General features: G+C 68.2%; 13 protein-coding genes and 4 pseudogenes. 10 read left to right on the forward strand and 7 right to left on the reverse strand.

Annotation, left to right across the window (positions count from 1 at the left end):
- Window positions 1-575 precede the first annotated feature (575 nt).
- Both ORV05_RS13490 and ORV05_RS13495 read right to left on the reverse strand, forming a co-directional pair.
- The gene (locus ORV05_RS13490) at window positions 576-2,204 is read right to left on the reverse strand and encodes a tannase/feruloyl esterase family alpha/beta hydrolase (protein ID WP_407652783.1); all 1,629 of its coding nucleotides are present in this window, start codon (window positions 2,202-2,204) and stop codon (window positions 576-578) included.
- 111 nt (window positions 2,205-2,315) lie between these two features.
- Entirely contained in the window at window positions 2,316-3,734 is a 1,419-nt protein-coding gene (locus ORV05_RS13495; protein WP_268758833.1) for an MFS transporter, read from the reverse strand.
- A gap of 114 nt (window positions 3,735-3,848) precedes the next feature.
- Here ORV05_RS13495 and ORV05_RS13500 point away from each other — a divergent pair, with 114 nt between their 5' ends.
- Together ORV05_RS13500 and ORV05_RS13505 are read left to right on the forward strand one after the other, a co-directional pair.
- Window positions 3,849-5,645, forward strand: coding sequence for a helix-turn-helix domain-containing protein (locus ORV05_RS13500; RefSeq protein WP_268758834.1), 1,797 nt, complete (start codon window positions 3,849-3,851; stop codon window positions 5,643-5,645).
- A 750-nt stretch (window positions 5,646-6,395) separates the two neighbouring features.
- Window positions 6,396-7,409, forward strand: coding sequence for an adenosine deaminase (locus tag ORV05_RS13505; RefSeq protein ID WP_407652752.1), 1,014 nt, complete (start codon window positions 6,396-6,398; stop codon window positions 7,407-7,409).
- 455 nt (window positions 7,410-7,864) lie between these two features.
- Here ORV05_RS13505 and ORV05_RS13510 read toward each other — a convergent pair whose 3' ends face one another.
- The 3 genes from ORV05_RS13510 to ORV05_RS13520 all read right to left on the reverse strand — a co-directional run bounded on the left by ORV05_RS13510 (window position 7,865) and on the right by ORV05_RS13520 (window position 12,700).
- A complete protein-coding gene (locus ORV05_RS13510) occupies window positions 7,865-9,427 on the reverse strand; it encodes an FAD-dependent monooxygenase (RefSeq protein WP_268759776.1) in 1,563 nt (520 codons plus the stop codon).
- A 680-nt stretch (window positions 9,428-10,107) separates the two neighbouring features.
- Window positions 10,108-11,229, reverse strand: a complete 1,122-nt coding sequence (locus tag ORV05_RS13515) for an epoxide hydrolase family protein (RefSeq protein WP_268758835.1) — start codon at window positions 11,227-11,229, stop codon at window positions 10,108-10,110.
- 52 nt (window positions 11,230-11,281) lie between these two features.
- Window positions 11,282-12,700, reverse strand: coding sequence for an MFS transporter (locus ORV05_RS13520; protein ID WP_268758836.1), 1,419 nt, complete (start codon window positions 12,698-12,700; stop codon window positions 11,282-11,284).
- An 81-nt stretch (window positions 12,701-12,781) separates the two neighbouring features.
- On the opposite strand from ORV05_RS13520, the gene ORV05_RS13525 reads away from it, so the two are divergent.
- A complete protein-coding gene (locus tag ORV05_RS13525) occupies window positions 12,782-13,378 on the forward strand; it encodes a CGNR zinc finger domain-containing protein (RefSeq protein ID WP_268758837.1) in 597 nt (198 codons plus the stop codon).
- 388 nt (window positions 13,379-13,766) lie between these two features.
- Here the strand turns inward: ORV05_RS13525 and ORV05_RS13530 are convergent.
- Window positions 13,767-14,024: pseudogene (locus ORV05_RS13530) on the reverse strand (helix-turn-helix domain containing protein); the annotation flags it as partial.
- 163 nt (window positions 14,025-14,187) lie between these two features.
- Window positions 14,188-14,802, reverse strand: coding sequence for a TetR/AcrR family transcriptional regulator (locus ORV05_RS13535; protein ID WP_268758839.1), 615 nt, complete (start codon window positions 14,800-14,802; stop codon window positions 14,188-14,190).
- 105 nt (window positions 14,803-14,907) lie between these two features.
- On the opposite strand from ORV05_RS13535, the gene ORV05_RS13540 reads away from it, so the two are divergent.
- The 7 genes and pseudogenes from ORV05_RS13540 to ORV05_RS13570 all read left to right on the forward strand — a co-directional run.
- A complete protein-coding gene (locus tag ORV05_RS13540) occupies window positions 14,908-15,330 on the forward strand; it encodes an ester cyclase (protein WP_268758840.1) in 423 nt (140 codons plus the stop codon).
- A gap of 283 nt (window positions 15,331-15,613) precedes the next feature.
- Window positions 15,614-15,994, forward strand: coding sequence for an IS3 family transposase (locus ORV05_RS13545; RefSeq protein WP_268758841.1), 381 nt, complete (start codon window positions 15,614-15,616; stop codon window positions 15,992-15,994).
- 126 nt (window positions 15,995-16,120) lie between these two features.
- Window positions 16,121-16,539 (forward strand): annotated as a pseudogene (locus ORV05_RS13550) (transposase); the annotation flags it as partial.
- A gap of 505 nt (window positions 16,540-17,044) precedes the next feature.
- Window positions 17,045-17,833: pseudogene (locus ORV05_RS13555) on the forward strand (SDR family oxidoreductase).
- Window positions 17,830-18,738 carry an SDR family oxidoreductase gene (locus ORV05_RS13560; RefSeq protein ID WP_268758842.1) on the forward strand — a complete coding sequence of 303 codons (909 nt, stop codon included), beginning with the start codon at window positions 17,830-17,832 and terminating at the stop codon, window positions 18,736-18,738. The pseudogene ORV05_RS13555 and the gene ORV05_RS13560 overlap by 4 nt, the downstream one beginning before the upstream one ends.
- Entirely contained in the window at window positions 18,738-19,496 is a 759-nt protein-coding gene (locus ORV05_RS13565) for an enoyl-CoA hydratase family protein (RefSeq protein WP_268758843.1), read from the forward strand. Before ORV05_RS13560 ends, ORV05_RS13565 begins: the two co-directional genes overlap by 1 nt.
- A pseudogene (locus tag ORV05_RS13570) lies at window positions 19,489-20,272 on the forward strand (CoA transferase subunit A); the annotation flags it as partial. The gene ORV05_RS13565 and the pseudogene ORV05_RS13570, both read left to right, overlap by 8 nt.
- Window positions 20,273-20,948: the final 676 nt, after the last annotated feature.

Consider the following 20,948-nt stretch of genomic DNA (forward strand, 5'->3'; position numbering starts at 1 on the left):
GCGTCAGCACATCGGCCTCCAGGTGTCGGGTCAGTTCGGGTAACCCGCGGGGGTGCCGCCGGTCTGCACGGCGTAACGGGTGGCACTGCCGGAACCGCCGAGCGATGGGCTGTCCATGGTGTAGGCGATGTGGGCGAACCCGTGATGCCGCCATCGCAGATGACTCCCTGGTGTACCGGCACAATCTGGCTGGTCGACCAGCCACTCGAGCCGCCCTGCCCCGTCTGAGCAAAGTAGACAGACCAGGTGCGCGTGTCGGTGGTGCCGGGCTGCACCGTGTCCGATGTGCCGTAGTAGACCAGGTCGACCCCGTTGCTGGTGGCCATCAGCAACGGCATCACGGCGGCCTTGGTGACACTCACCGGGCCGGAGCAGTCCCAGCTGTCCCCGTGGTCGGCGGTCACAAGGTGGCGCGGTGACGGACGAGAGTGTGCGCGGGCGAGAGCTTCGCCGAGGACAAGTGGGGCGACCCGGACGAGGACCAGTACGACAGCGACCATCCACGGACTGCTGCTCGACCTGCTTGCCTCCGGTGATCGGGAACGGGTCCAGGCCGCGGCGGAAAACTTCCCTGATCAGCGGGTGCAGAGGAAGCTCGAGGCGCTGTTCGGATCGCCGGCGCGATAGCGAGGCCAGTCCGGATATTCGCAGAGCGGACGAGTGCGGTCGTGGTTCGCGTCGGCCACGATCGGGTTCGCGGGTGGCTGTCCTTTTTCGACCCAGCGCTCGAGTGCGGTGAGCGAGTCCCAGCTGGCAGCGAACGCCGGCGTGCCGAAGTTCGCGTGGTTCGACCCAGGCACGACGTAGTAACGCAGGAACGCACGGGTCGGCCCGGGGCCCAACACGTCGCGCACTCGTTGGTAGTAATCGCTCGTCGAGCGGGGAGAAACCAGCTCGTCCGCGGCGCCGTGGAGCAGGATCAGTTTGCCGCCGGCGCGGGCGAACGGGCCGAGATCCGCGTTGTTGCGATCCTCGATCGTGGACAAGTAACTGATCCGGCCGAGCCATTGCCCGGGATCCAGGGGATTTACCTCGAGAGAGTTGTACCGGGGGTCGTGGGTCAGGAAGTACTTGACCCATTGATCCCAGTACTGCATCCCGTAGCCGCTCGTCACCGGCATGGGATCGGCCGGCGCGGAGCTGCCGAATCCGAGGAACGGGGTCCTCATGTCCGCGCCCGAGAGGAACGGGAAGCCGGGGTATCCGGTCTCGCCGCTGGCGATCCGGTACGGCCACCGGAACGCGGAGGACATGGCGGTCACGGCCGTGATCTGAGGGTCCGACAGACAGGCCGGACCGGCATCGGCACCGCCGGGGCAGCGAAGCGTGTGAGGATCGAAGTGACAGCCACCCGGGTTCGAGATGACCTTGTCCCTGAGGCCGTCCACGCCGTCGCATGCGTCCATGACGCTGTTGTAGAGGAGTGTCTGCTTTTCGGCTCCGGGGAAAGCGTCGGGGCGGGACAGGACGTGCGCCAGGTACCCCAGGTCGAGGATTTCGCTGAGGTTGTTCCAGGCGGGATAGGCGGAGATCACGCCATCGAACGCGGTGGGCCATCGTTGGGCGACGTCAAGGGCTTCGCGGCCGCCTGTGGAGCCTCCGGCGAAGTAGACCTCGGCCGGTTTCGTTCCGTAGGCGTGCCGGATGAGGAACAGGCTCGCGTCGCGCGTCTTCTTGAGTGCGTCACCGGCTGCGAAGTTGTTCAGTGCCTCGTCGTTCAGCCCGAATGAGCCGTCCAACGACGGAGGGGCGGCCGGGCTCTGCTGGTGGCCGGAGTCGCTGGCGAACGTCGCGTATCGCCGGGCCAACGGCGCCGGTTGGCCGGTGGGGCCGAACGGCACATTCTCCGTCAGGTCGGGAATGGTGCCGTTGTAGCCGCCGCCCCCGAACATCATCGCCTTGCGATTCCAGTCGTAAGGCAGGTCCACGCGCATCCTGATGTCGGGCGCGGCGGGATCGACGGGAAAGATGTCGGCGTCGACCTGGCAGTACCGGATCGTCTCACCACTGACGAGGCTGGTCATGACCGCGGTCGACTCGACGCGGCCGCCGGTTGTCGGCAGGCTCATGACGGATGCCGGGATCTCCAGGCGATCCAGCCCGGCGCACCCCGGCACCCTCGCCGAGTAGTCGGCCTCGGTCGTGGCCGTCGCGATGGCGGAATCGGGTGCGAGGAATCGGGTCGTGCCTGTCACCAGAACCATGGCCGCCAGCACGGCGAGCCGACGAGCCCTTGTGCCCCTTGCCGGTGTTCTGCTCACGCTGGCCTCTTTTCTGAGTCGCGTCGGCATGAAATGGCGCTCGGCAACGACCTCTCAGCGGTAGAGGTGCGTACCCGGAACGGCGTGCGGTTCGTCGCGGACCTTTGCGGGGTTCGTCTCGGGCAGGAACCAGGCGCTGACGACGGTGATCAGCCCCATGACCATGATGTAGGCGGCGACCGGCATGGTGCTCCCGGTCTTCGCGATGAGTGCCGTCATGAGGAACGGCGTGCCGCCGCTGACGATGATCGCGGAGAGCTGGTAGGCCAGCGAAGCGCCCGAGTAGCGAACGCTGGGGGCGAAGAGTTCGCCGAGGAAGCTCGCGATCGGGCCATAGGTGAGGCATTGGCACACGAAACCCACCACCACCGCGACGAAGATCAGCGGCAGCGACGCGGTGTTGACGAGCCCGAAGTAGGGGAAGGCCCAGACGGCGACGCCAAGGCCACCGATGAGGATCAGCGGCCGGCGGCCCACCTTGTCCGACAGGTGGCCGGACCAAGGGATGGTCACGAGCATCGCCACGGAACTGATCAGCACGACCGCGAGCAGCGAGTTGCGATTCAGTCCGAGAGAACCGGTGCCATAGCTCAAGAGTCCGGAGATGCTGACGTAGAAAAGGCTGTTGGTGGCCGAGAGGAGGCCGCAGCCGAGAAGGATGGTTCCCCACTTGTCGCGCACGACCTGGGCGAGCGGAGCCCGGACGACCCTGCTCTCCGACCGCGACGCCTCCCGCTGCAGCTCGCGGAATTCCGGTGTGTCCTCCACTTTGGCCTGGATGTAGACGACCACCGCGAACATCACGACGCTGACCAGGAAGGGGATCCGCCAGCCCCAGCTGAGGAAGGCGTCGTTCGGCATCAGGCCACTGGCGGCCACGAAGATCAGGTTCGAGATGATCACGGCGACGGGGACGCTGGTCTGTCCGAAGGTTCCGGCGAAGCCGCGCCGCTTCGGGCCGGCGGACTCGGTGAGCAGGAGCACGATCCCGCCCCACTGGCCCCCGGCCGCGAGCCCCTGTACGAAGCGCAGCGTCACCAGCAGTGCCGGGGCCAGTGCGCCGACGGCCGCCGCGCTGGGCAGGCAGCCGATCAGGAAGGTCGCGGCCCCCATGAGCGCCAAGCAGCTGACGACGACCGGTTTGCGTCCGTATTTGTCACCGAGGTGTCCGGCGAGCACCCCGCCGATCGGACGTGCCACGAAGCCCGCCCAGAACGTGCTGAAGGCAAGGAGGGTTCCCGTCAGAGCCGAGGCGTGCGGAAAGAACACATGGGGGAACACCAGCGCGGCCGCCGTGCCGTAAAGGAAGAAGTCATACCACTCGATCGAACTTCCGATGAGCCCCGCGGCCAGCAGCTTGCGGAAGGCTCGGCGTCGAATTGCGGACAGGCCGGCGTCAACCTGGTCGGAGTGCCCTTCGGGTTGGGTGAGCGATGTCGCCATACATGCCGCCTTCATCGATAGCGCGGGCAAGTGATGACGGTCATGTTATGGCGCGGTTACGCTGGGGCTGAGGTGTGGACCATCCACACCTCCCAGCGATCCGGTGGGTTCTTCTCCCACCCGATGCCGAGGAGGGATGGCACTGTGGCCAGCGACCCCGGTGGCGAGGTGGAGTCGTACTCGCTGGTGCGCCGACAGCGCGAACTGGCGTCGTTGTACGCGACTGCCAAGTCGCTCACCGCGCTGGGTGAGCTCGACGAGGTACTGCAGTCGATCGTCCACCACGCCCACGATCTGATCGGTACGGACTTCACCTACCTCTCGCTCGTCGGCCCGGACGGGAGACTGTCGGCAAGAGCGTCCGAGGGAACGATCTCCGCCTCTTTCCTCGCGGCGGCGATACCGGCAGGAGTGGGGCTCGGTGGCAAGGTGCTGGCCTCCCGGAGCCCGCACTGGGTGCGCAACTACGCCGCCGCGACCCGTATCGAACACGATCCGGACTTCGACCGCCTGGTCACTACCGAGGCCCTGGTCGCGCTTCTCGGTGTGCCACTGGTCATACGCGGTGAAGCGGTGGGCGCCTTGTTCGCCGCCGACCGCTCCGAGCGATCCTTCCGGGCCGACGAGATCGCGCTGCTCACCGCGTTCGCCGATCACGCGGCGATCGCCCTCGACAATGCCCGTCTCTACGAGGCGAGCCGGAATGCCTTGCAGGAGCTGCGGATCGCCTACCGGAGGATCGAGGAACACATGGCGGTCATGGAGCGAGCGCAAGCGATCCACGAGGCACTGACCGGTGCGGTACTGGGGGGCGGGACACCGGGCGATGTGGCGCAACTTCTCGCCGACCAACTGGGCGGAAGCTTCACCATCCTCGACCGGACCGATGGCGCTCTCGTCCGCCGAGACTCGGCGTCGAGCCCGTGCCACAGTCCAGCGGAGATCGACCTGGCCGGTGCCGTCAAGAGTGCGCGCCGCTCGGGCCGCTGCACGACCTCGGTCGACAGTGCCGGCGTCGCCCGCACTGTGGCTTCGATCCAGGCAGGCGACAGTTACCTCGGGGCACTGGTGTGGAGTCGAAAGGCGGTCGCCGAGCACGGTGCCCCCGACGACATGGATTTGCGCACCGTCGAGCGGGCCACCCACATCCTGGGGCTGCTCATCCTCAAGGAGCGGGCCGTCGCCGAGGCGGGCGAGCGATTGAGCGGAGAGCTCCTGACCGAGCTCATGGTCGGCAGCCCGGGGATCAGCCCCGCGCACCGCGCCCGCACCCGGGCCCGCAACATCGACGCCGACCGCCTGGATCTGGTCCTGGTCGCGGATTCCCCCACGGTGTCGTCGACCGACCTCACGCGCCACCTGCACGACATCGCCCGAGACTGCTCGGGACTGGCCGGCGAACACCTGGGCAGTGCCACCATGATCCTCCACAGCGTCGACGTCGACCGGACCGTCGAGGAGATCCACCACCGACTGCGCCGCATGCTGGGCGGCCCCGTCGTCGTCGTCGGAGAGCGGGCGGTCAAGCACGACTGGTCACGTGCCTTTTCTCTGGCCAGCCGCTGCGGCGCGGTGATGCGAGCGATCGGACACACCGATCTGGGCGCCACGACCGCCCGGTACGCCCTCTACGCCATGATCTTCGATACCGAACGCGCCGGCGAGCTCGACCGTTTCATCGCCGGCTCCATCGGCTCACTACTCGACTACGACCAGCGACGTGGCACCAACCTTGTTGACACCCTCGGTGCCTACTACCTCCATCACGGCAACGTGGCGGCGACGGCCCGGGCGTTGCACGTGCACGTCAACACACTGCTCAAACGACTGGACCGCGCCGCCAACGTCCTCGGCCTCGACTGGCGCCGCGAGAACGACCTGGAACTTCAACTCGGCCTTCGGCTTCACCAGCTCAGAGCGAGCGTTACCGCCCTTTCGTGAGGCACCGCGCCGAGCGTTTCTCTCTTGTCTGGGACCGGCGAATGGAATTCGGCTCACGCACCACGCGTCGAGGCCCGCAGGCGCTCTTCGACAGCTTGCCGGTGGGCCCTATCCGGAGCGGACGGCTCGCCCGGATCCGGATGTGCTGTGAGCGGTTACCGGCCGTCCGATCCCGATCGGCTCGCCTGGTCCTGGGGGTATCGCCGGTGAGGGCTTGCGGCACGTGGCGCCGCCGAAGGTCTGGTGGTGAAGTACGAGGGTGACAACGGACCGGTCGTCCTTGGTCGAAACCTGTCGTCGCTGGAGATCTCCGAACCCGAACGCTTCCGCGAGATCCAGACAAAACCCCGCCACGCATTAGACACGCGTAGGTGTCTGGACCAGAGGCCATGCTCGCTTCCACGTTGGATCTGGCCGCCCTGGTGGTGTCAGCGACCTGGCTGGTGCGCTCCTATCGTGGTGGAGGTCGGGGTGCGGCCGCGACAACTGGTCGGCCATCGCGATGACCTGGACCGACCACAGCGCTTCGGGCCCGGTAAGAACAAGAAACTCGCCGGGGCCGAGGTCTCTCCCGCTGATACCGCTGAGTGGACACCGGCCCGCCCGACTCAATTGGCGCGGTCTCGGACGCGGCGTTGAGCGACCGGCTTGGGAGGATCGTGGTGAATTTTTCGATGTCGGGTAATCATGGTCGATTCCGTGGGAAGCGTCGGCCGGAGGCTGACGTCGCGCGGTCAGGAAGGAATGGGGATGGATCTCCGATCGTTTATAGCGGGGCTGCCCAAGGCGGAGTTGCACATGCACCTGGAGGGCTCCGTGGAGCCTGACATGATGTTCGAGTTGGCTAAGCGCAATGGCATCGACCTACCGTGGCAGTCACCCGAGCAGTTGCGCGCCGCATACGAGTTCGACGATTTGCGGTCCTTTTTGAACCTCTATTACCAGGGCTGCGGGGTCTTACAACATGAGCGGGACTTCTACGACGTCACGTCCGCCTATCTCAGGCGGGCACGGGCCGAAAACGTGGTGCACGCCGAGGTATTCCTGGGGCCGCAGACCTTCGTCGAGCGCGGTGTTGCTGTGGCGGAGGTCTTGAACGGGATCCTGTCGGCGATCGATGAGGCTCGCAGTGATCTCGACATGACCGCCGGGCTGCTCGTGAGTGCACAACGTCATCGCACCCAGCGTGACGCCTTCGAGCTCCTGGACGCCGTGCAGCCGTGGGCCGAACGGATTCTGGGCTTCGGGCTCGGCGGCGCGGAGGTCGGCAACCCGCCCGTGAAATTCGCCGCGTTCTTCGCCGAGTGCCGGCGGCAGGGATTTCACGTGACCGCGCACGCCGGTGAGGAAGGGCCCGCGGCGTATGTCCGCGAGGCGCTGCAGACCCTCGGTGTCGAACGGATCGACCACGGCACGGCATCTGTCGATGATCCGACCCTGATGGCCGAACTCGCCACGCAGCAAACCCCACTGACTGTGTGCCCGATCTCGAACCTGAAGCTGAAGGTCGTACCGTCGCTGGCGGCGCACCCGTTGTCGGAAATGTTGCAGGCCGGACTCCGGGTGACGGTCAATTCGGACGACCCATCCTATTTCGGAAGTTATGTCAACGAGAACTTCTGGCGCTGCCACGACGAGATGGGACTGACGAAAAATGACCTGGTGACCATGGCGCGGAGCAGCTTTCTTGGTTCGTTCCTGCCGGCCGACGAAGCGATCCGCCATGTGCAGTCGGTGGATACCTACGCCGCAGCCGCCGGGTAAGCATCCACCGACCAGTGCCGACTTCACCAGCGTCGCTGCCGATCCCGCCGGGCAGGTGGCACCCGCGTGTCGCGATGGCCGGCTGCGGGTTCCGGCAGCCGGGAAACCCGCGCTTCGCGCCATGCCGCTGATCAGGATGTAGAAGGTGGCGTTGACGACGAAGAACGCGCCTGCGGCCTGGAGGATCTCCCGCCAGTAGTGGCGGATGGCCCGAAGCAGAGGAGCCTTGCGCAGACCGGCCTCGCGCTTCGACTGCACGGACTGCTGCCGTAGCTCAGGGAACACGGGGGTGTCTTCGATCTTGAGCTGCACGTAGCCGCCGATCAGGACGAGGATCAGGCCGGCTAGGAAGGGGATGCGCCAGCCCCGGCTGGTGAACTGCTCCCCGCTCGGACGGGGGCGGGGCCAACACGAACGGCGGTGACTGTGATGCGCTGCTGGTGGTGTTCGGCCGGTCAGGAGGGCCGGTCGATGAGGGGCACTGCTGTTTTCCGAGGTGTGCCGAACCAGCCGGAAAGCGCTTCTCGCAGCGCGGGCGCGGCAGTGTCGGCGGGTTCGCCGGTGGTTGCGGCCCAGGCTATGTGGGCGTCCGGGCGGATCAGGAGTGCGTCGGCTGGTCGATGATCGGTTTCGGCGATGTGGATGTCGATGCGATGCTGCCAGTGGCGGGCGGTCTCGCGGAGGTCCGGGCGACTGGCGAGGTCGAGGAGGATGGGCCGTGCGGCGCGCATGAGTTCCGCGACGGTAGTGGTGCCCTGGTCGGTGCGCAGGGTGAGGTCGGGTGCGAAGACGCCGGTCAGGGCGTGGTGGTTGGGGTTGGGTAACGGGTAGCGGATGTCGGTGCCGGCGATCAGGGCTGCCATGCGGCGCAATGGCTGCTCGTCGGCGAGCAGTTCCAGGAAGAGTTCCCGGAGCGCTTCGGCGGCTGGGTCGTGTCCGCGCCGCAGTGCCACCTGAGCTTGAGTCTGGACCATTGCACGCTCGCCTGCGAAGTGGCGTTCGTTGTGATAGGTGTCGAGCAGGCCGGTCGGCGCCCAGCCGTGGATGGCTGCGGCCAGCTTCCAGGCGAGGTTGACCGCGTCGAGCATGCCGGCGTTGATGCCGATGCCCGTGGCGGGAAACTGGTGAGCCGCGTCGCCGGCCAGCAGGATCCGCCCATCGCGGTACCGCTGCGCCTGCCGAGCCTGAAACTGGTAGCGCGACAGCCGAATCGGTTCTCCCAAGGGGAGATTCACGCCGAGCACGCGGCGGATGCTGTCCTGCAGCTCGGTCAGGCTCATCGGCGCGTCATCATCGACGTCGGCGGGCCCGTCTTCGGTTGTTTGAATGAGCAGAACCCCGGAGGTGAGCCGTCCGAGCGCGAACACACCGCGGTCTGTCCGGGTGAAACCCCCACGGATCCTACCCAGCCCGGGGACGTCGAGATCGCCGTCGCCGAGCACGGTCACCGAGTCGGGCACGGTGACCTGGCCCAGCCGGTTGACCTCTGGACAGGTGGTACCAGGGAACGGGATGCCGGCCATGTCGCGGACCCGGCTGCGCCCGCCGTCGCATCCCACCAGGTATTGGGCGGTCATCTGGTACGGCCCGTCCGGGCCGCGCATGTCAGCGGTCACCGTGGTGTCGTCCTGGTTCACCCCGAGCACCTCTTGTCCGCGGCGGATGTCGGCGCCGAGCTCGCCGGCGCGTTCGTCGAGCAGGCGTTCCAGCAGCGGTTGCGCGAGCCCCAGCGCCCGCAACGGCGGGTCTGCCAGGTGTGTGAGGTCCACATGTAGACCGCCGAACGGGAACCCGGGAGCGGGGTGGCTGCGGCCGGTGCTGGCCGCCTCCAACCGGTCCAGCAGGCCCCGGTAGCGCAGCAGTTCCAGGATCTGCCCGGAAAAGCCGTTGGCCTTCGGGGTCTCTCGCAGCCGCGGCTGCCGCTCCAGCACCAGCGGCCGCGCTCCAGCGAGACGTAGTTCACCGGCCAGCATCAGGCCGGTCGGACCGGCGCCCACGACGATCACGTCGACGTCCATCACCGGCCGGTCCCCACGTGGTCTTCCGCCTCGTTTCCGGTCGATCCGGCCGGCGATGACAACACACGCACTTCGCTACTCCCAATTCCGCAGTTCCTGGACACGGCCGAGGATTCTCCGGCACGCCCTGGGCCTTGCCGCAAGCCCCCCAGCGTGCTATATGTTCAAAATGGAAGGAAGTAGGTACTCCTTCCCCATTATCGTCCACTGTGGGCGGACCACCCCCTCGCGAAGCGGCGGCGCGCCGCGTACAGCGGTACCGTCGCCCCAAGGGGATCTCCCATAAGCCTGCGGACGCGGCCGCGGAACGAGAAGTTCTCCACCCTCTTCAGCAAGCCTGGCTCGAACGTCCGCTCATACTTGAGCGGCAATTCAGAGCAACGCCCGCTCGGGGGATTTCCGCATGTTCGCCGACATTCAGGAACTGCGGTGGGTCTGCTTCGTCCTTGGCAAGGCTGCGACCGGCGCCGAGGCCGCCGGTGAGAGAGCATCGCATCGCCTGCCCACGTGGCCAGATCACTCGGCCCTGGACCTGGACCGCCTTCCGACGGCGAGGAGCTGCTGGGAGCTTCGGCATATCGCCAGGGACAGGGATGTTCTGGTTGTCAAGGGTTGGGAGGAACTCCCGTTTCCTCCGAGCCCCCTGTTGAGCGGCGTTGGATCGGACGCCGAACGGACAGTCAGCGGAACAGGCGGAAGAACCCGCGTACCTGCTTGACCAGCGACTCCGGCTGCTCCAGCGCGGCGAAGTGGCCACCATGCGGCAGTTCCTCGAACCAGCGCAGGTCGGTGAACCGCAACTCGGCCTCCCGCCGCGACGGGCGGGTTATGTCGCGCGGGTAGACCGACAGCCCGGATGGCGCGGTCACCTTGTCTCGGAAGCTGGTGAAGCTCTCCCAGTACAGGCGCGCCGACGACGTGGCCGACGCGGTGAACCAATAGACCGAGATCTCGTCGAGGATCGTCTGCCGCGACAACGCGTCCTCGGGATGGCCGTCGTTGTCCGTCCACGCCCAGAACTTCTCGGCGATCCAGGCGGCCTGCCCCGCCGGGGAGTCGGTGAGGCCGTAGCCGAGCGTCTGCGGCCGGGTCGCCTGGATCGCCGAGTACCCCCGGCCGGTGCGCTGCATCTGCTTCTCGGCTTCGAGGTTCGCCAGTTCCGCGGGCGTCGGGTCGTCGAACGTGCCCGCCGCCACGGACCCCATGTTCAGGTGCACGCCGGCGACCCGCTCGGGTGCCACCTCGCCCAGCGCGCCGGACACCGCCGAACCCCAGTCACCGCCCTGCGCGCCGTACCGTTCGTAACCCAGCGAAACCATCAAGGTGTCCCAGGCGCGCGCGGTGCGAGTGATGCCCCACCCGGTCGTCGACGGCTTGTCGCTCCAGCCGTACCCGGGCAACGACGGCGCGACCACGTGGAACGCGTCCGCCGGGTCACCACCGTGCGCGCGCGGGTCGGTCAGCGGGCCGAGGACCTCCAGGAACTCAAGCACCGAACCCGGCCACCCGTGCGTGAGCACCAGCGGGAACGCATCCGGCTCCGGTGAACGGACGTGCAGGAAGTGGATGCCCAGCCCGTCGATCGTGTCGCGGTACTGCGGGAACACGTTCAGCCGCTCGGCGAACCCGAAGTCGTAGTCCTCGGCCCAGCTGCGGCAAAGCTCCTGCGCATACGCCAGCGGCAAACCCTGTGACCAGTCGTCCACCGGCTCGCGCTCGGGCCACCGTGTCCGTCGCAATCGTTCACGCAGGTCCGCGATCTCGGCTTCGGTGACGCTGACCTCGAATGGCTCGGCGGTCATGGCAAGGCTCCTTACTGGTCAAGGCGTTATCGGATCAGATGCAGGTGGACCGTCACCGCGGGCTCCCACGCGTGGCGTCGGGTTCGGGGCGGCGGTCGGTGGTAGGGCGCCGGGTCAGGCTGAGGACGAGTCCGGCCAGGGGGAGTGCCGCGAGCACGGCGAGGGCCACCGGCACCGGCACGATGCCGGACAGACCCGCGACAGTGGCCGGACCGATCCCGCCACCCAGGGCGTTCATGAAGTTGAGCAGGCCCTGTGCGCTGTCGCGGTCGTCCGCGGCGACCAGGTCCGGCGCGAGGCTCACCAGTACGGCTTGGGCGCCGGCGAACCCGCACACGGTCAACGCCGTGCCGACGACAATTGGGATCGGCCCGGTGAAGATCGCGACCACGAGAACGCCGACGACGGTGAGTGCCGCAAGCCCGGCTGACACCTGCCAGCCGGTGAACCGGTCGGTCAGGGTGCCGACCAGCCGCCCGGCCACCACCGAGCAGGCGGCAGCCGGGACCAAGAGCACGCCGGCCTCCAGGGGGCCACCGCCCGTGGCCTGCTCGATCAGGGACGGGGCGCGGAACAGCACCCCGTAGTAGCCGGCGAAGACGGTCCCGCCGATGAGCCCGGCCGCCAGGAAGCCGCGGGATGCGATCACCCGCCGAGGCACGAACCCGTCGGGCGTGCTTCGCACGCGCCACCACAGTCCCACGGCGGCGAGCGCCCCGGCGGCAGCCACGACGAGCGTGACCGGAGCGGGCAGGCCGACCGAGTGTGCCTGCAGCAACGTGATCAAGGAGCCGGCGAGTACCGACAGCACGGCCGCGCCGACGATATCGAGTCGCCCGGTCGAGCCGTTTCGCTCGCCGCTACCGCTTCGCGTCAGCGCACGCCTGCTCGGTAATGCGGCCAGCAGGAGGGGCAGCGCGAGGACGGGGATCGCGAGCACGGCACGCCACCCGAGCCATGCGGTCACCGCCCCGCCCAACAGTGTCCCGCACCCCGACGCCGTCGCGCTGGCGGCCGCGATGATTCCCAGGGCGCGGATCCGTTGCCGCACGGGAAGGGCGGTGGCAGCGGCAAAGACGGCGATCACGGTCGCGCCCGCCCCGGCGCCGCCGATCAGTCGGCCGACGATCACGCCGGACAGTGTCGGCCCGGCTCCGGCGAGCGCGGAGCCCGCGGCGAGCGCCACGACCCCGGCGACGAGGACCTGGAAGGGGCTCCAGCGGACCAGCAGCCGACCTGCGACCGGCATCGCGAGCGCGGAGGTCAGCGACCACGCGGCGAGAATCCATGCGGTGGCCCCGAACGGCACCGCGAGTGCGTGGCCGATGGCCGACAGGGCCACTGACGGGGCTCCCAGTGCCACGTACATCGGCAGCACCAGCATCCCCAAAGTCAGCCCCAGCCGACGCCCGTCCGGGGCGTGGTTCGATCCGCCGCCGAGGGCCCCTCTGGACGGGATCGTCCGCGGCATCGTCGTCTCCTCCCCAGTATGTTGTGACACGTGAAAGCTACTATGGATGTCACATTAAGGAACGGTGGGGAGACACGTCAAATGCTTGATGCGTGTTACACCGCGTCGGCGGTCCAGACGGCCGTCGATCTCGCCAACACCTTGAGGCCGATCAAGGGAGAGGACGCGCTCGAGACTGTGGCGCAGCTCCGGGACTTCCTTGACGACCATTGCCCGGCCGGACCGGCCGAGCTTCCGGGTTCGGCCGCGGATCAAGAGACCGGTCCACGGCGGCGTCTCACCCGCGCCGACCTGGCGGAGGTCCGCACGTTGCGCGAGACGGTGCGTGCCGTGTTCGAACAAGCGAACACCGACGCGGTCGGAGCTGCGGCCCTGATCAATGGCGGTCTGCGTGACAGCCGCGCCACCCCGGTGCTGTGCCACGATCACGAGCGCTGGTGGACCGAGGTCACCTCCGACACCGACCGCTGCTCGGCGCACCTGGCCGCGACGACGCTCAGCGCACTGGCCTCCGTGATCGCCACGCTCGGTCCGGCTCGTCTCGGCGTATGTGCCGGGCCGAACTGCCGGGCGACTTACGTGGACCTCTCGCGCAACGGCTCGAAGCAGTACTGCACCCGAACCTGCGCACACCGGGCCAGCGTCGCGGCCTACCGGAGCCGGCACAGCCCGCGCTGAGTGTCGGCGCATGACCCTGTCAGGTCGGCTCCGGGGTTTCGTCCGAGCCGGTGATCGGAGGCCGGGCGTGCGGATCGCAGCGGATCTCGGCCAGGCAGGGCCAGCCGCTGTCGCAGACCGAGGTCAGCCAAGACGCAACGTTCCGCGTATTGGAACGTGACGGACCGGCGTACCCGATTTGCTGGCAGCGTCAGTTCTCGGCCCACGCTGCCCCGTGGTCAGGACCAGAACGCGATGCCGCCCAACTCGTCAAAGACGGCCTGGCTGCGTGATCGAACCCGAAGCCGACGAGAAAGGTGAGGCCGACGACGACCATGATCACCGTTACGGCCTGAACGAGGGCAGCCCCGTCCAAAACCTGATTGCGTCGCCATAGCTGCGCGTTGTGTCATCGAGTACTACCTGCTTCGCTGCGTGGGCGTCCGTGGGTGTCTCGGGCGGGGATTCCGTGTTCGCGGAGCTTGTTGAGCACGGTGGTGTGGTTGACGTTGAGGTGGTCGCCGACTCGCGCCAGCGACCAGCCGAGGTTGTAGAGGTGGATGGCGTGGTCGACCTGGTCGGGTGAGAGGCCGCGGCGGTGCATCGGCACGCCGTGCCGGTAGAGGATGTTGCTGACGGTGCGCCGTTCGATGCCGAACCCAGGCCCTGGTCGACGGGCTGGGCAGCATCCCCAGCTTGGTCTACGCCGTCGACCTGCGCCTTCCCTGGTACTCCAGCCGGAGAACGAGATCTTGATGCCTGGTTCGCAGGAGCCTTCTGGAGTGCGTGTTTGGACGGCGCAGCGGAAGCCGGCGTCGCGCTTGCCGCTTTCAGCGGATGCCGTTGGCCGGTGTCGAACGAGTGTCTGTGCCTTGTCTGATCAGGAGGACGAGTCGCTCCGCTTGAGAGGCGTCCGCGGCGGTCAGTGCGATCCCGTTGGCCAGGGCGAGTAGTTCCGATGCGCTGAGGTCGGCGCGGACAGCACCGGCGCTTTGCGCCCGGGTCAGCAGTGCGGACGCGGCTGTGTGCATCGAGTGGTGCCAGCGGTCGAACAGTGCGGAGCGCTGACCTGTGCGGTCATCGGTGATCGACAACGCCAGTTCCCGCTTGGCCGCCACGTGTGCGATGAAATCCTGAAGCCAGCCGAAGAGGGCGTCGCCTGGAAGGTCCTCGGCCAGCAGGGACTGGCTCCGGGAGCAGAGTTCGGCCACTTCCTCGGAGTAGACGGCGATGATCAGTTCGCGGCGCGTCGGGAAGTGCCGGTACATCGTGGCGTTGCCGACGCCGGCCCGGCGGGCGATGTCGTCGAGCGGGGCGTCGACGCCGTGGTCGTGGAAGACGTCCCTGGCCGCGGAGACGAGCAGGTCGTAGTTGCGCTGAGCGTCCGCGCGGCGACGACGCTGGGGTTGCGGACGCGGCGCAGGTCCGGCGCTCTGCGACGGCATGACCCTCCCTTGTTAATCGGGGACTTCCCCGGTTACGGTAGCCGAACACGACAACCGGGGAGCCCCCCACTTCCGGCTCACCCATCCCACCAGAGGAGATTCCGCATGCCGCAGGGAGCAGAAGACACCGCGCACCCAGGACCGGGAGAGATTCACCGGCGCGTCGTCGAGAGCTACGCGCAGATCCTGGAAGGACAGCTCGAAGACGCCCTGGAACTGATCGACCCCGAGGTCGTCGACCACCGGGGAGGCAGCCAAGGCGATCACCGGGGGCGCGACGCCTGGCGACAGAAGTGGGAAAGGATGAGTGCGGGCAGCACGTTCCACGACGTCTCGGTGACGATCGAGCAGAACGTCGTCTCCGGCGACACCTCCGTCAACCGCTACACCAGCCGGGGCACCCACACCGACTCGGGCCGACGCTACGAGGTCTTGAGCATGGACATGGTCCGCGTCCGCAACGGCCGGATCATCGAGCACTGGGCCCTGCGTGACGCCGACGCGATGCGCGACCAGTTGGGCCTGTGAAGGAACCTCTCGCGTCCGGCGTCGGAAGGGCGTGGAGACGGTCGGCGTCCAGCGCCAGTACCCGATCTCGGGGTGAACGCGGAGACGTTGCGGACCTGGATCCGGATCAATGATGGACGGCGGGCCGGGCCGGGTACCGAACCCGGCGCAGCCCCCGTGGCAGCGCCGGCGTCCGGCACGCTGGAGAGCAGAATGCCGCGCTGCGTAAGCGGGTCCGTGAGTTGGAGGAGGAACACGAGATCTTGCGCAAGGCGGCCAAGTATTTCGCCGGGGAGACGCGCTGGTGAACCGCTTCCAGTTCGTCGCTGACCACCAGTGCCGGTACGGCGTGAAGCGGTTGTGTCAGGTTATCGGCCTCGCCCGGTCCAGCTTCTACCACTGGAAAGCCACCGCAGCCGAGCGAGAAGCCCGCCGTTGTGCCGGCGATCGGCTGGCGGCCCGCATTCGGGTGGTGCACCGGAAATCGAGCGGCACCTACGGCGTCGTGCGCATCACCGCCGAACTGGGCGAGGCCGGGCACCTGGTCAACCACAAGCGGGTCGCCCGCATCATGCGCGGCATCGGGCTGTCCGGGCTGCGGCGGCGACGCCGACACCGCACCACGATCGACGACCCCGCCGCGGCCGAGGCCCCGGATCTGATCGGTCGGGACTTCACCGCCTAGGTACCGAACACCCGCTATGCCGGCGACATCACCTACCTGCCGATCGCCGACGGCACGTTCCATCCGCCGTGCCCTATCCGACGCGATCCAGGTCGGCGACCGGTGGCACATCTGGCACAACCTCGGCGAAGCCGCCACGACCGGCCGGCGATCTCCCCACGGCGCCTGGCCCGTTACCTTCTCACACGCCCAGACCGGCTCAAAGACCACCAGCGGGAACGGCTCGACGCCGCGGTGGCCGCGTGCCCGAGATGACAGCGCTGGCTGACCTCGTCAGCGACTTCGCCGCCCTGCTCACCCCCGCCGCCGGCAACGATATACACCTCACCGGCTGGATCGACCAGGCCCGGGCCGAGGATCTGCACCATCTGCACGCGTTCACTCGCGGGCTCGAACTCGACCGCCACGCCGTGGATGCCGCCCTCACTTACCCATTCCACAATGGACGAACCGAAGGTGTAAACACCAAGACGAAGCTCCTTAAGCGGCAGATGTACGGACGCGCAGCTTTCACCCTCCTACGCCACCGCATCCTGCTCGGCTGAACTACACGGCGTCACCACCGGAAGCGGGCCAGAGCCGTTACCGCGACAGTTCCCTCATGAGGCCTCCCGCTCACCAGGCCAGGAAACCAACGTCATCGCTGGGCTGACGATGCCGATCTCGTTCCCGTCCTTGCTACTGCAGACCGCCGTCGCGGGGGAGCGGCCTCCCGGTGAGCGGGATCGGGTGAGGCAGCGCTCGGGATCGCCGACCACATCGCGGTGCTCGACGTCGGCCGCGTCGTGCTGTCCGCGCGCGCCGCTGAGGTCGAGGACCTGGATGCGGTGCGGGAAGCCTATTTCGGCCGCATCGACGGTGTGGCGGCGACGCCGGATTGAGGCGTGCGGTTCGCGTCCGTTGCGGGTTGCCGTGAAGGGTCCCTTCACAGTCGTATTGGCTGTGAAGGGGCCCTTCACGGATGTGTGTGGCATCGTCCACTGTGGATAGCCGGAGCGGCCGCGAATTGCCTCTAGCTAACCAAGCAAGTGCTTGGTAGTGTCCTGCCTTGTGACGAGAGACTTGGGCTTGGACGGTGCCGTGGTCCTGGTGACCGGAGGCGTGCGCGGAGTGGGCGCCGGGATCACCCGGACATTCCTCGACCACGGCGCCGTGGTGGTCACCTGTGCCCGACACGAGCCGGAGGCCGACGTCACCGCGAGCGGTCGCACGGCCGGGTTCCTGTCGTGCGACGTGCGCGACCCGGACCAGGTGGCCGCGCTGATGGACCGTGTCGTGGCCGAGTACGGGCGGCTGGCGTCGTGGTGAACAATGCCGGCGGCAGCCCCTACGTCCCGGCGGCGGAGGGGTCGCCACGGTTTCACGAGAAGATCCTGAACCTGAACCTGCTGGCGCCGCTGCTCGTCGCCCAGCACGCCAACGCCGTGATGCAGCGGCAGGACGGCGGCGGGGCGATCGTGATGGTGTCCAGTGTCAGTGCCACCCGCCCGTCACCCGGCACGGCCGCCTGCGGGGCGGCGAAGGCCGGTCTGAACAACCTCACCGCGTCCCTCGCGGTGGAGTGGGCCCCGAAGGTCCGGGTCAACGCGCTCACCGTGGGCCTTGGTCCGAACCGAACAGGCAAACCTGCACTACGGCAGCGAGGCGGCGGTGGCCGCGGTCGGCAGGACCGTGCGACTGGGCCGGCTGGCCGAGCCGGAGGAGGTCGGGCACTGTGCCACGTTTCTCGCCTCGGGACTGGCGTCCTGCGTGTCGGGGGCCACGCTGCTCGTGCACGGCGGTGGTGAAATCCCCGCCTTCCTAAGTGTGGCCGATGTGAATCAGAAGGAGAATTCGTGACCGGACTGTGCAAGGACCGGGTCGTGATCGTCACCGGCGCCGGCCGGGGAATCGGGCGCAGCCACGCGCTCGCGTTCGCGGCGGAGGGCGCCCGGGTGGTGGTCAACGACGTCGGCGTCGCGCTTGACGGCTCGGCAACCGGGGAAGGGCCGGCCGCCCAGGTGGTGGCCGAGATCGAAAAGCGTGGGGGCGTCGCCGTCGCGAACACCGACGACGTCGCGGACTTCGGGGGCGCTCACAACCTCGTGAGCACCGCGCTGGAGTCTTTCGGCCGCCTGGACGTGCTGGTGAACAACGCGGGTTTCGTGCGGGACCGGATGCTGGTGAACCTCGGCGAGGACGAGTGGGACGCGGTGATCCGCGTGCACCTCAAGGGACATTTCGCCCCGCTGCGGTCGGCGGCCGAGTACTGGCGTGCCGAAGCCAAGGCGGGACGGGTGCCGAGCGCGCGGGTGATCAACACCAGCTCGGGCGCGGGCCTGCTGGGCAGCGTGGGGCAGGGCAACTACTCGGCGGCCAAGGCCGGGATAGCGGGGCTGACGCTCGTGGCGGCCGCGGAACTGGGCCGGTACGGGGTCACGGTGAACGCGATCGCCCCGTCCGCGCGGACCCGGATGACCGAGGAGGTGTTCGCGGAGTCGATGGCGAGACCGGACTCGGGGTTCGACGCGATGGCTCCGGAGAACATCTCGCCACTCGTGGTCTGGCTCGGCAGCACCGAGTCGGCCGGGGTGACCGGGCGGGTGTTCGAAGTGGAGGGAGGCAAGGTGTCGCTGGCGCAGGGATGGCGGCATGGGCCGCCGGTGGACAAGGGCGCGCGGTGGGAGCCGGGCGAGCTGGGGCCGGTCGTGGAGAAGCTGATCGCCGGGGCCGTCGAGCCCGAACCCGTGTACGGAGCGAACTGATGCCGATCACAGTGAAGCGCGCCGAGGACCATATCGAGGTAGTCACCGTCGACTTCCCGCCGGTGAACGCCCTGCCGGTGCAGGGCTGGTTCGACCTCGCCACCGCGATCCGGCGGGCCGGTGAGGACCCTGACGTGCACGTGGTGGTGTTGCGCGCGGAGGGTCGCGGTTTCAACGCCGGTGTCGACATCAAGGAGATTCAGCGCGACAGCGGGTATGCCGCGCTGGTCGGCGCGAACCGGGGCTGCCACGCGGCGTTCGGGGCGGTCTACGACTGCGCGGTGCCCGTGGTGACGGCGGTGCACGGGTTCTGCCTCGGCGGTGGCATCGGGCTCGTGGGCAACTCCGACGTCGTGATCGCCTCGGCGGACGCGACGTTCGGGGTGCCCGAGGTGGAGCGCGGCGCGCTGGGCGCGGCGACCCACCTGGCCCGCCTGGTGCCGCAGCACCTGATGCGCACCCTGTACTTCACCGCGCGCACCATCACCGCCGCCGAACTGCACACCTACGGCTCGGTCTACCAGGTGGTGCCGCGCGAGGAACTCGACGAGGCCGCGCTGGAGGTGGCGCGGGACATCGCGGCGAAGGACACCCGGGTGATCCGCGCCGCCAAGGAAGCACTCAACGGCATCGACACCCAGCACGTGCACCGCAGCTACCGGTTCGAGCAGGGTTTCACCTTCGAACTCAACCTCCTCGGCGCCTCGGACGAGGCCCGCGAGGCATTCCTGAGGGACAAAGAAAAAGGCGATGATTGACAAGCGGATGACCGCCGACGAGGTGGCGGCCGAGATCAGCGACGGGATGACGATCGGGATCGGGGGGGGGGCTCGCGGCGCAAGCCGATGGCCGTGGTCCGTGCCCTGCTTCGGAGCCCGGTGAAGGACCTGACGGTGGTGTCCTACGGCGGCCCGGACGTCGGGCTGCTGTGCGCGGCCGGGAAGGTCCGCCGGGTCGTGTTCGGGTTCGTGACCCTCGACTCGATCGCTTTCGACCCCTGGTTCGGGCGGGCCAGGGAGACCGGGGCGATCGAGGTGACCGAGTATGACGAAGGCATGTTCTGTGTCGCGCTGCGGGCGGCGGCGGAGCGCCTGCCGTTCCGGCCGATACGCGCCGCCGGTCTCGGTTCCGATGTGCCCCGGCTCAACCCGCAACTGCGGACGGTGCGCTCACCCTATGACGACGGCGAAGACCTGCTCGCGGTTCCCGCCCTGAATTTGGACGTGGCGCTGGTGTACCTCAACCGCGCCGATGCCCGGGCAACGCCCAGTACCTGGGGCCCGATCCGTACTTCGACGACCTGTACTGCCTGGCCGCCAAGAAGCGGTTCGTCTCGGTGGAGAAGATCGTCGGCACCGGCGAGCTCACCGAGAGCGGCCCTCTCCAGTCGCTGTTGCTGAACCGCTCGATGGTGGAGGGTGTGGTGGAAGCGCCACGCGACGCGCACTTCACCAGCGCGGTGCCCGACTACGGCCGGGACGAGCGGTTCCAGCGCCACTATGCGGCCTGCGCCAAGGATCTAAGACGCCACCCCGCCACGGACGCCGAGGGCAGGTTCCTGCCTCCGGGCAAGGACTTCATCGCCGAAGGACACCTCGCGGTGACCGGTTCCCTGCCGACCAACACCCACGGCGGTCAGATCGGTGAGGCCTACCTCCACGGCAGGCGCAGACCCGGCGGCGGGCTGACGCTCAGCGCAACATCGACGCCTTGATCGAGGCCGCGCGGACGGTCTTCGATACCGCCGAACCAGCCCGAGAACGTCCGCAACGTCCTCGTGACAGCCGGAGTCGGGGTTCCGACCAGTGCCCTGATCCTCGCCTCGGAGGTCTGAAAACGGGTGCCATTGCCAAGCTGAAGAACGTTCCAAGGTGGAATGTTTCCGGCCGGTCTCACCCGGCGGGCTGGCCGAGGTGCCGCACGAGCCGGACGCCTTCCGCGATGCCGTTGGTGGGTCGATGCCCCAGCGAAACAGATCACCGACCTGGCCGGTGTCGGTGTCGGCACCCTGTACCGGCACTTCCCGCAACGCTCGGACCTGGTCAAGGCCGTCGTACAGTCGGGAATCGACGCGGTCGCCGGCGCCGGAACCAGGTTGAGCGAAACTCGCGGGAGCGCGTCGGGCCGGCGAGGTACTCGGCCTTCGGCGTCGATGTCCGGGCAAGCTGGAGTCGCTTCGACTCGAATCCCGCTGCGGCCAGGTGGGCGAG

The organism is Amycolatopsis cynarae (assembly GCF_026802195.1).
Taxonomy (GTDB): Bacteria; Actinomycetota; Actinomycetes; order Mycobacteriales; family Pseudonocardiaceae; genus Amycolatopsis_E; species Amycolatopsis_E rhizosphaerae.

Excerpts from the sequence above, each read along its gene's own strand:
- ORV05_RS13490 (WP_407652783.1), bottom strand. The coding sequence starts at position 2,204 with ATGGTTCTGGTGACAGGCACGACCCGATTCCTCGCACCCGATTCCGCC.
- ORV05_RS13505 (WP_407652752.1), top strand. The coding sequence starts at position 6,396 with ATGGATCTCCGATCGTTTATAGCGGGGCTGCCCAAGGCGGAGTTGCAC.
- ORV05_RS13510 (WP_268759776.1), bottom strand. The coding sequence starts at position 9,427 with ATGGACGTCGACGTGATCGTCGTGGGCGCCGGTCCGACCGGCCTGATG.
- ORV05_RS13515 (WP_268758835.1), bottom strand. The coding sequence starts at position 11,229 with ATGACCGCCGAGCCATTCGAGGTCAGCGTCACCGAAGCCGAGATCGCG.
- ORV05_RS13520 (WP_268758836.1), bottom strand. The coding sequence starts at position 12,700 with ATGCCGCGGACGATCCCGTCCAGAGGGGCCCTCGGCGGCGGATCGAAC.
- ORV05_RS13525 (WP_268758837.1), top strand. The coding sequence starts at position 12,782 with ATGCTTGATGCGTGTTACACCGCGTCGGCGGTCCAGACGGCCGTCGAT.
- ORV05_RS13535 (WP_268758839.1), bottom strand. The coding sequence starts at position 14,802 with ATGCCGTCGCAGAGCGCCGGACCTGCGCCGCGTCCGCAACCCCAGCGT.
- ORV05_RS13540 (WP_268758840.1), top strand. The coding sequence starts at position 14,908 with ATGCCGCAGGGAGCAGAAGACACCGCGCACCCAGGACCGGGAGAGATT.
- ORV05_RS13565 (WP_268758843.1), top strand. The coding sequence starts at position 18,738 with ATGCCGATCACAGTGAAGCGCGCCGAGGACCATATCGAGGTAGTCACC.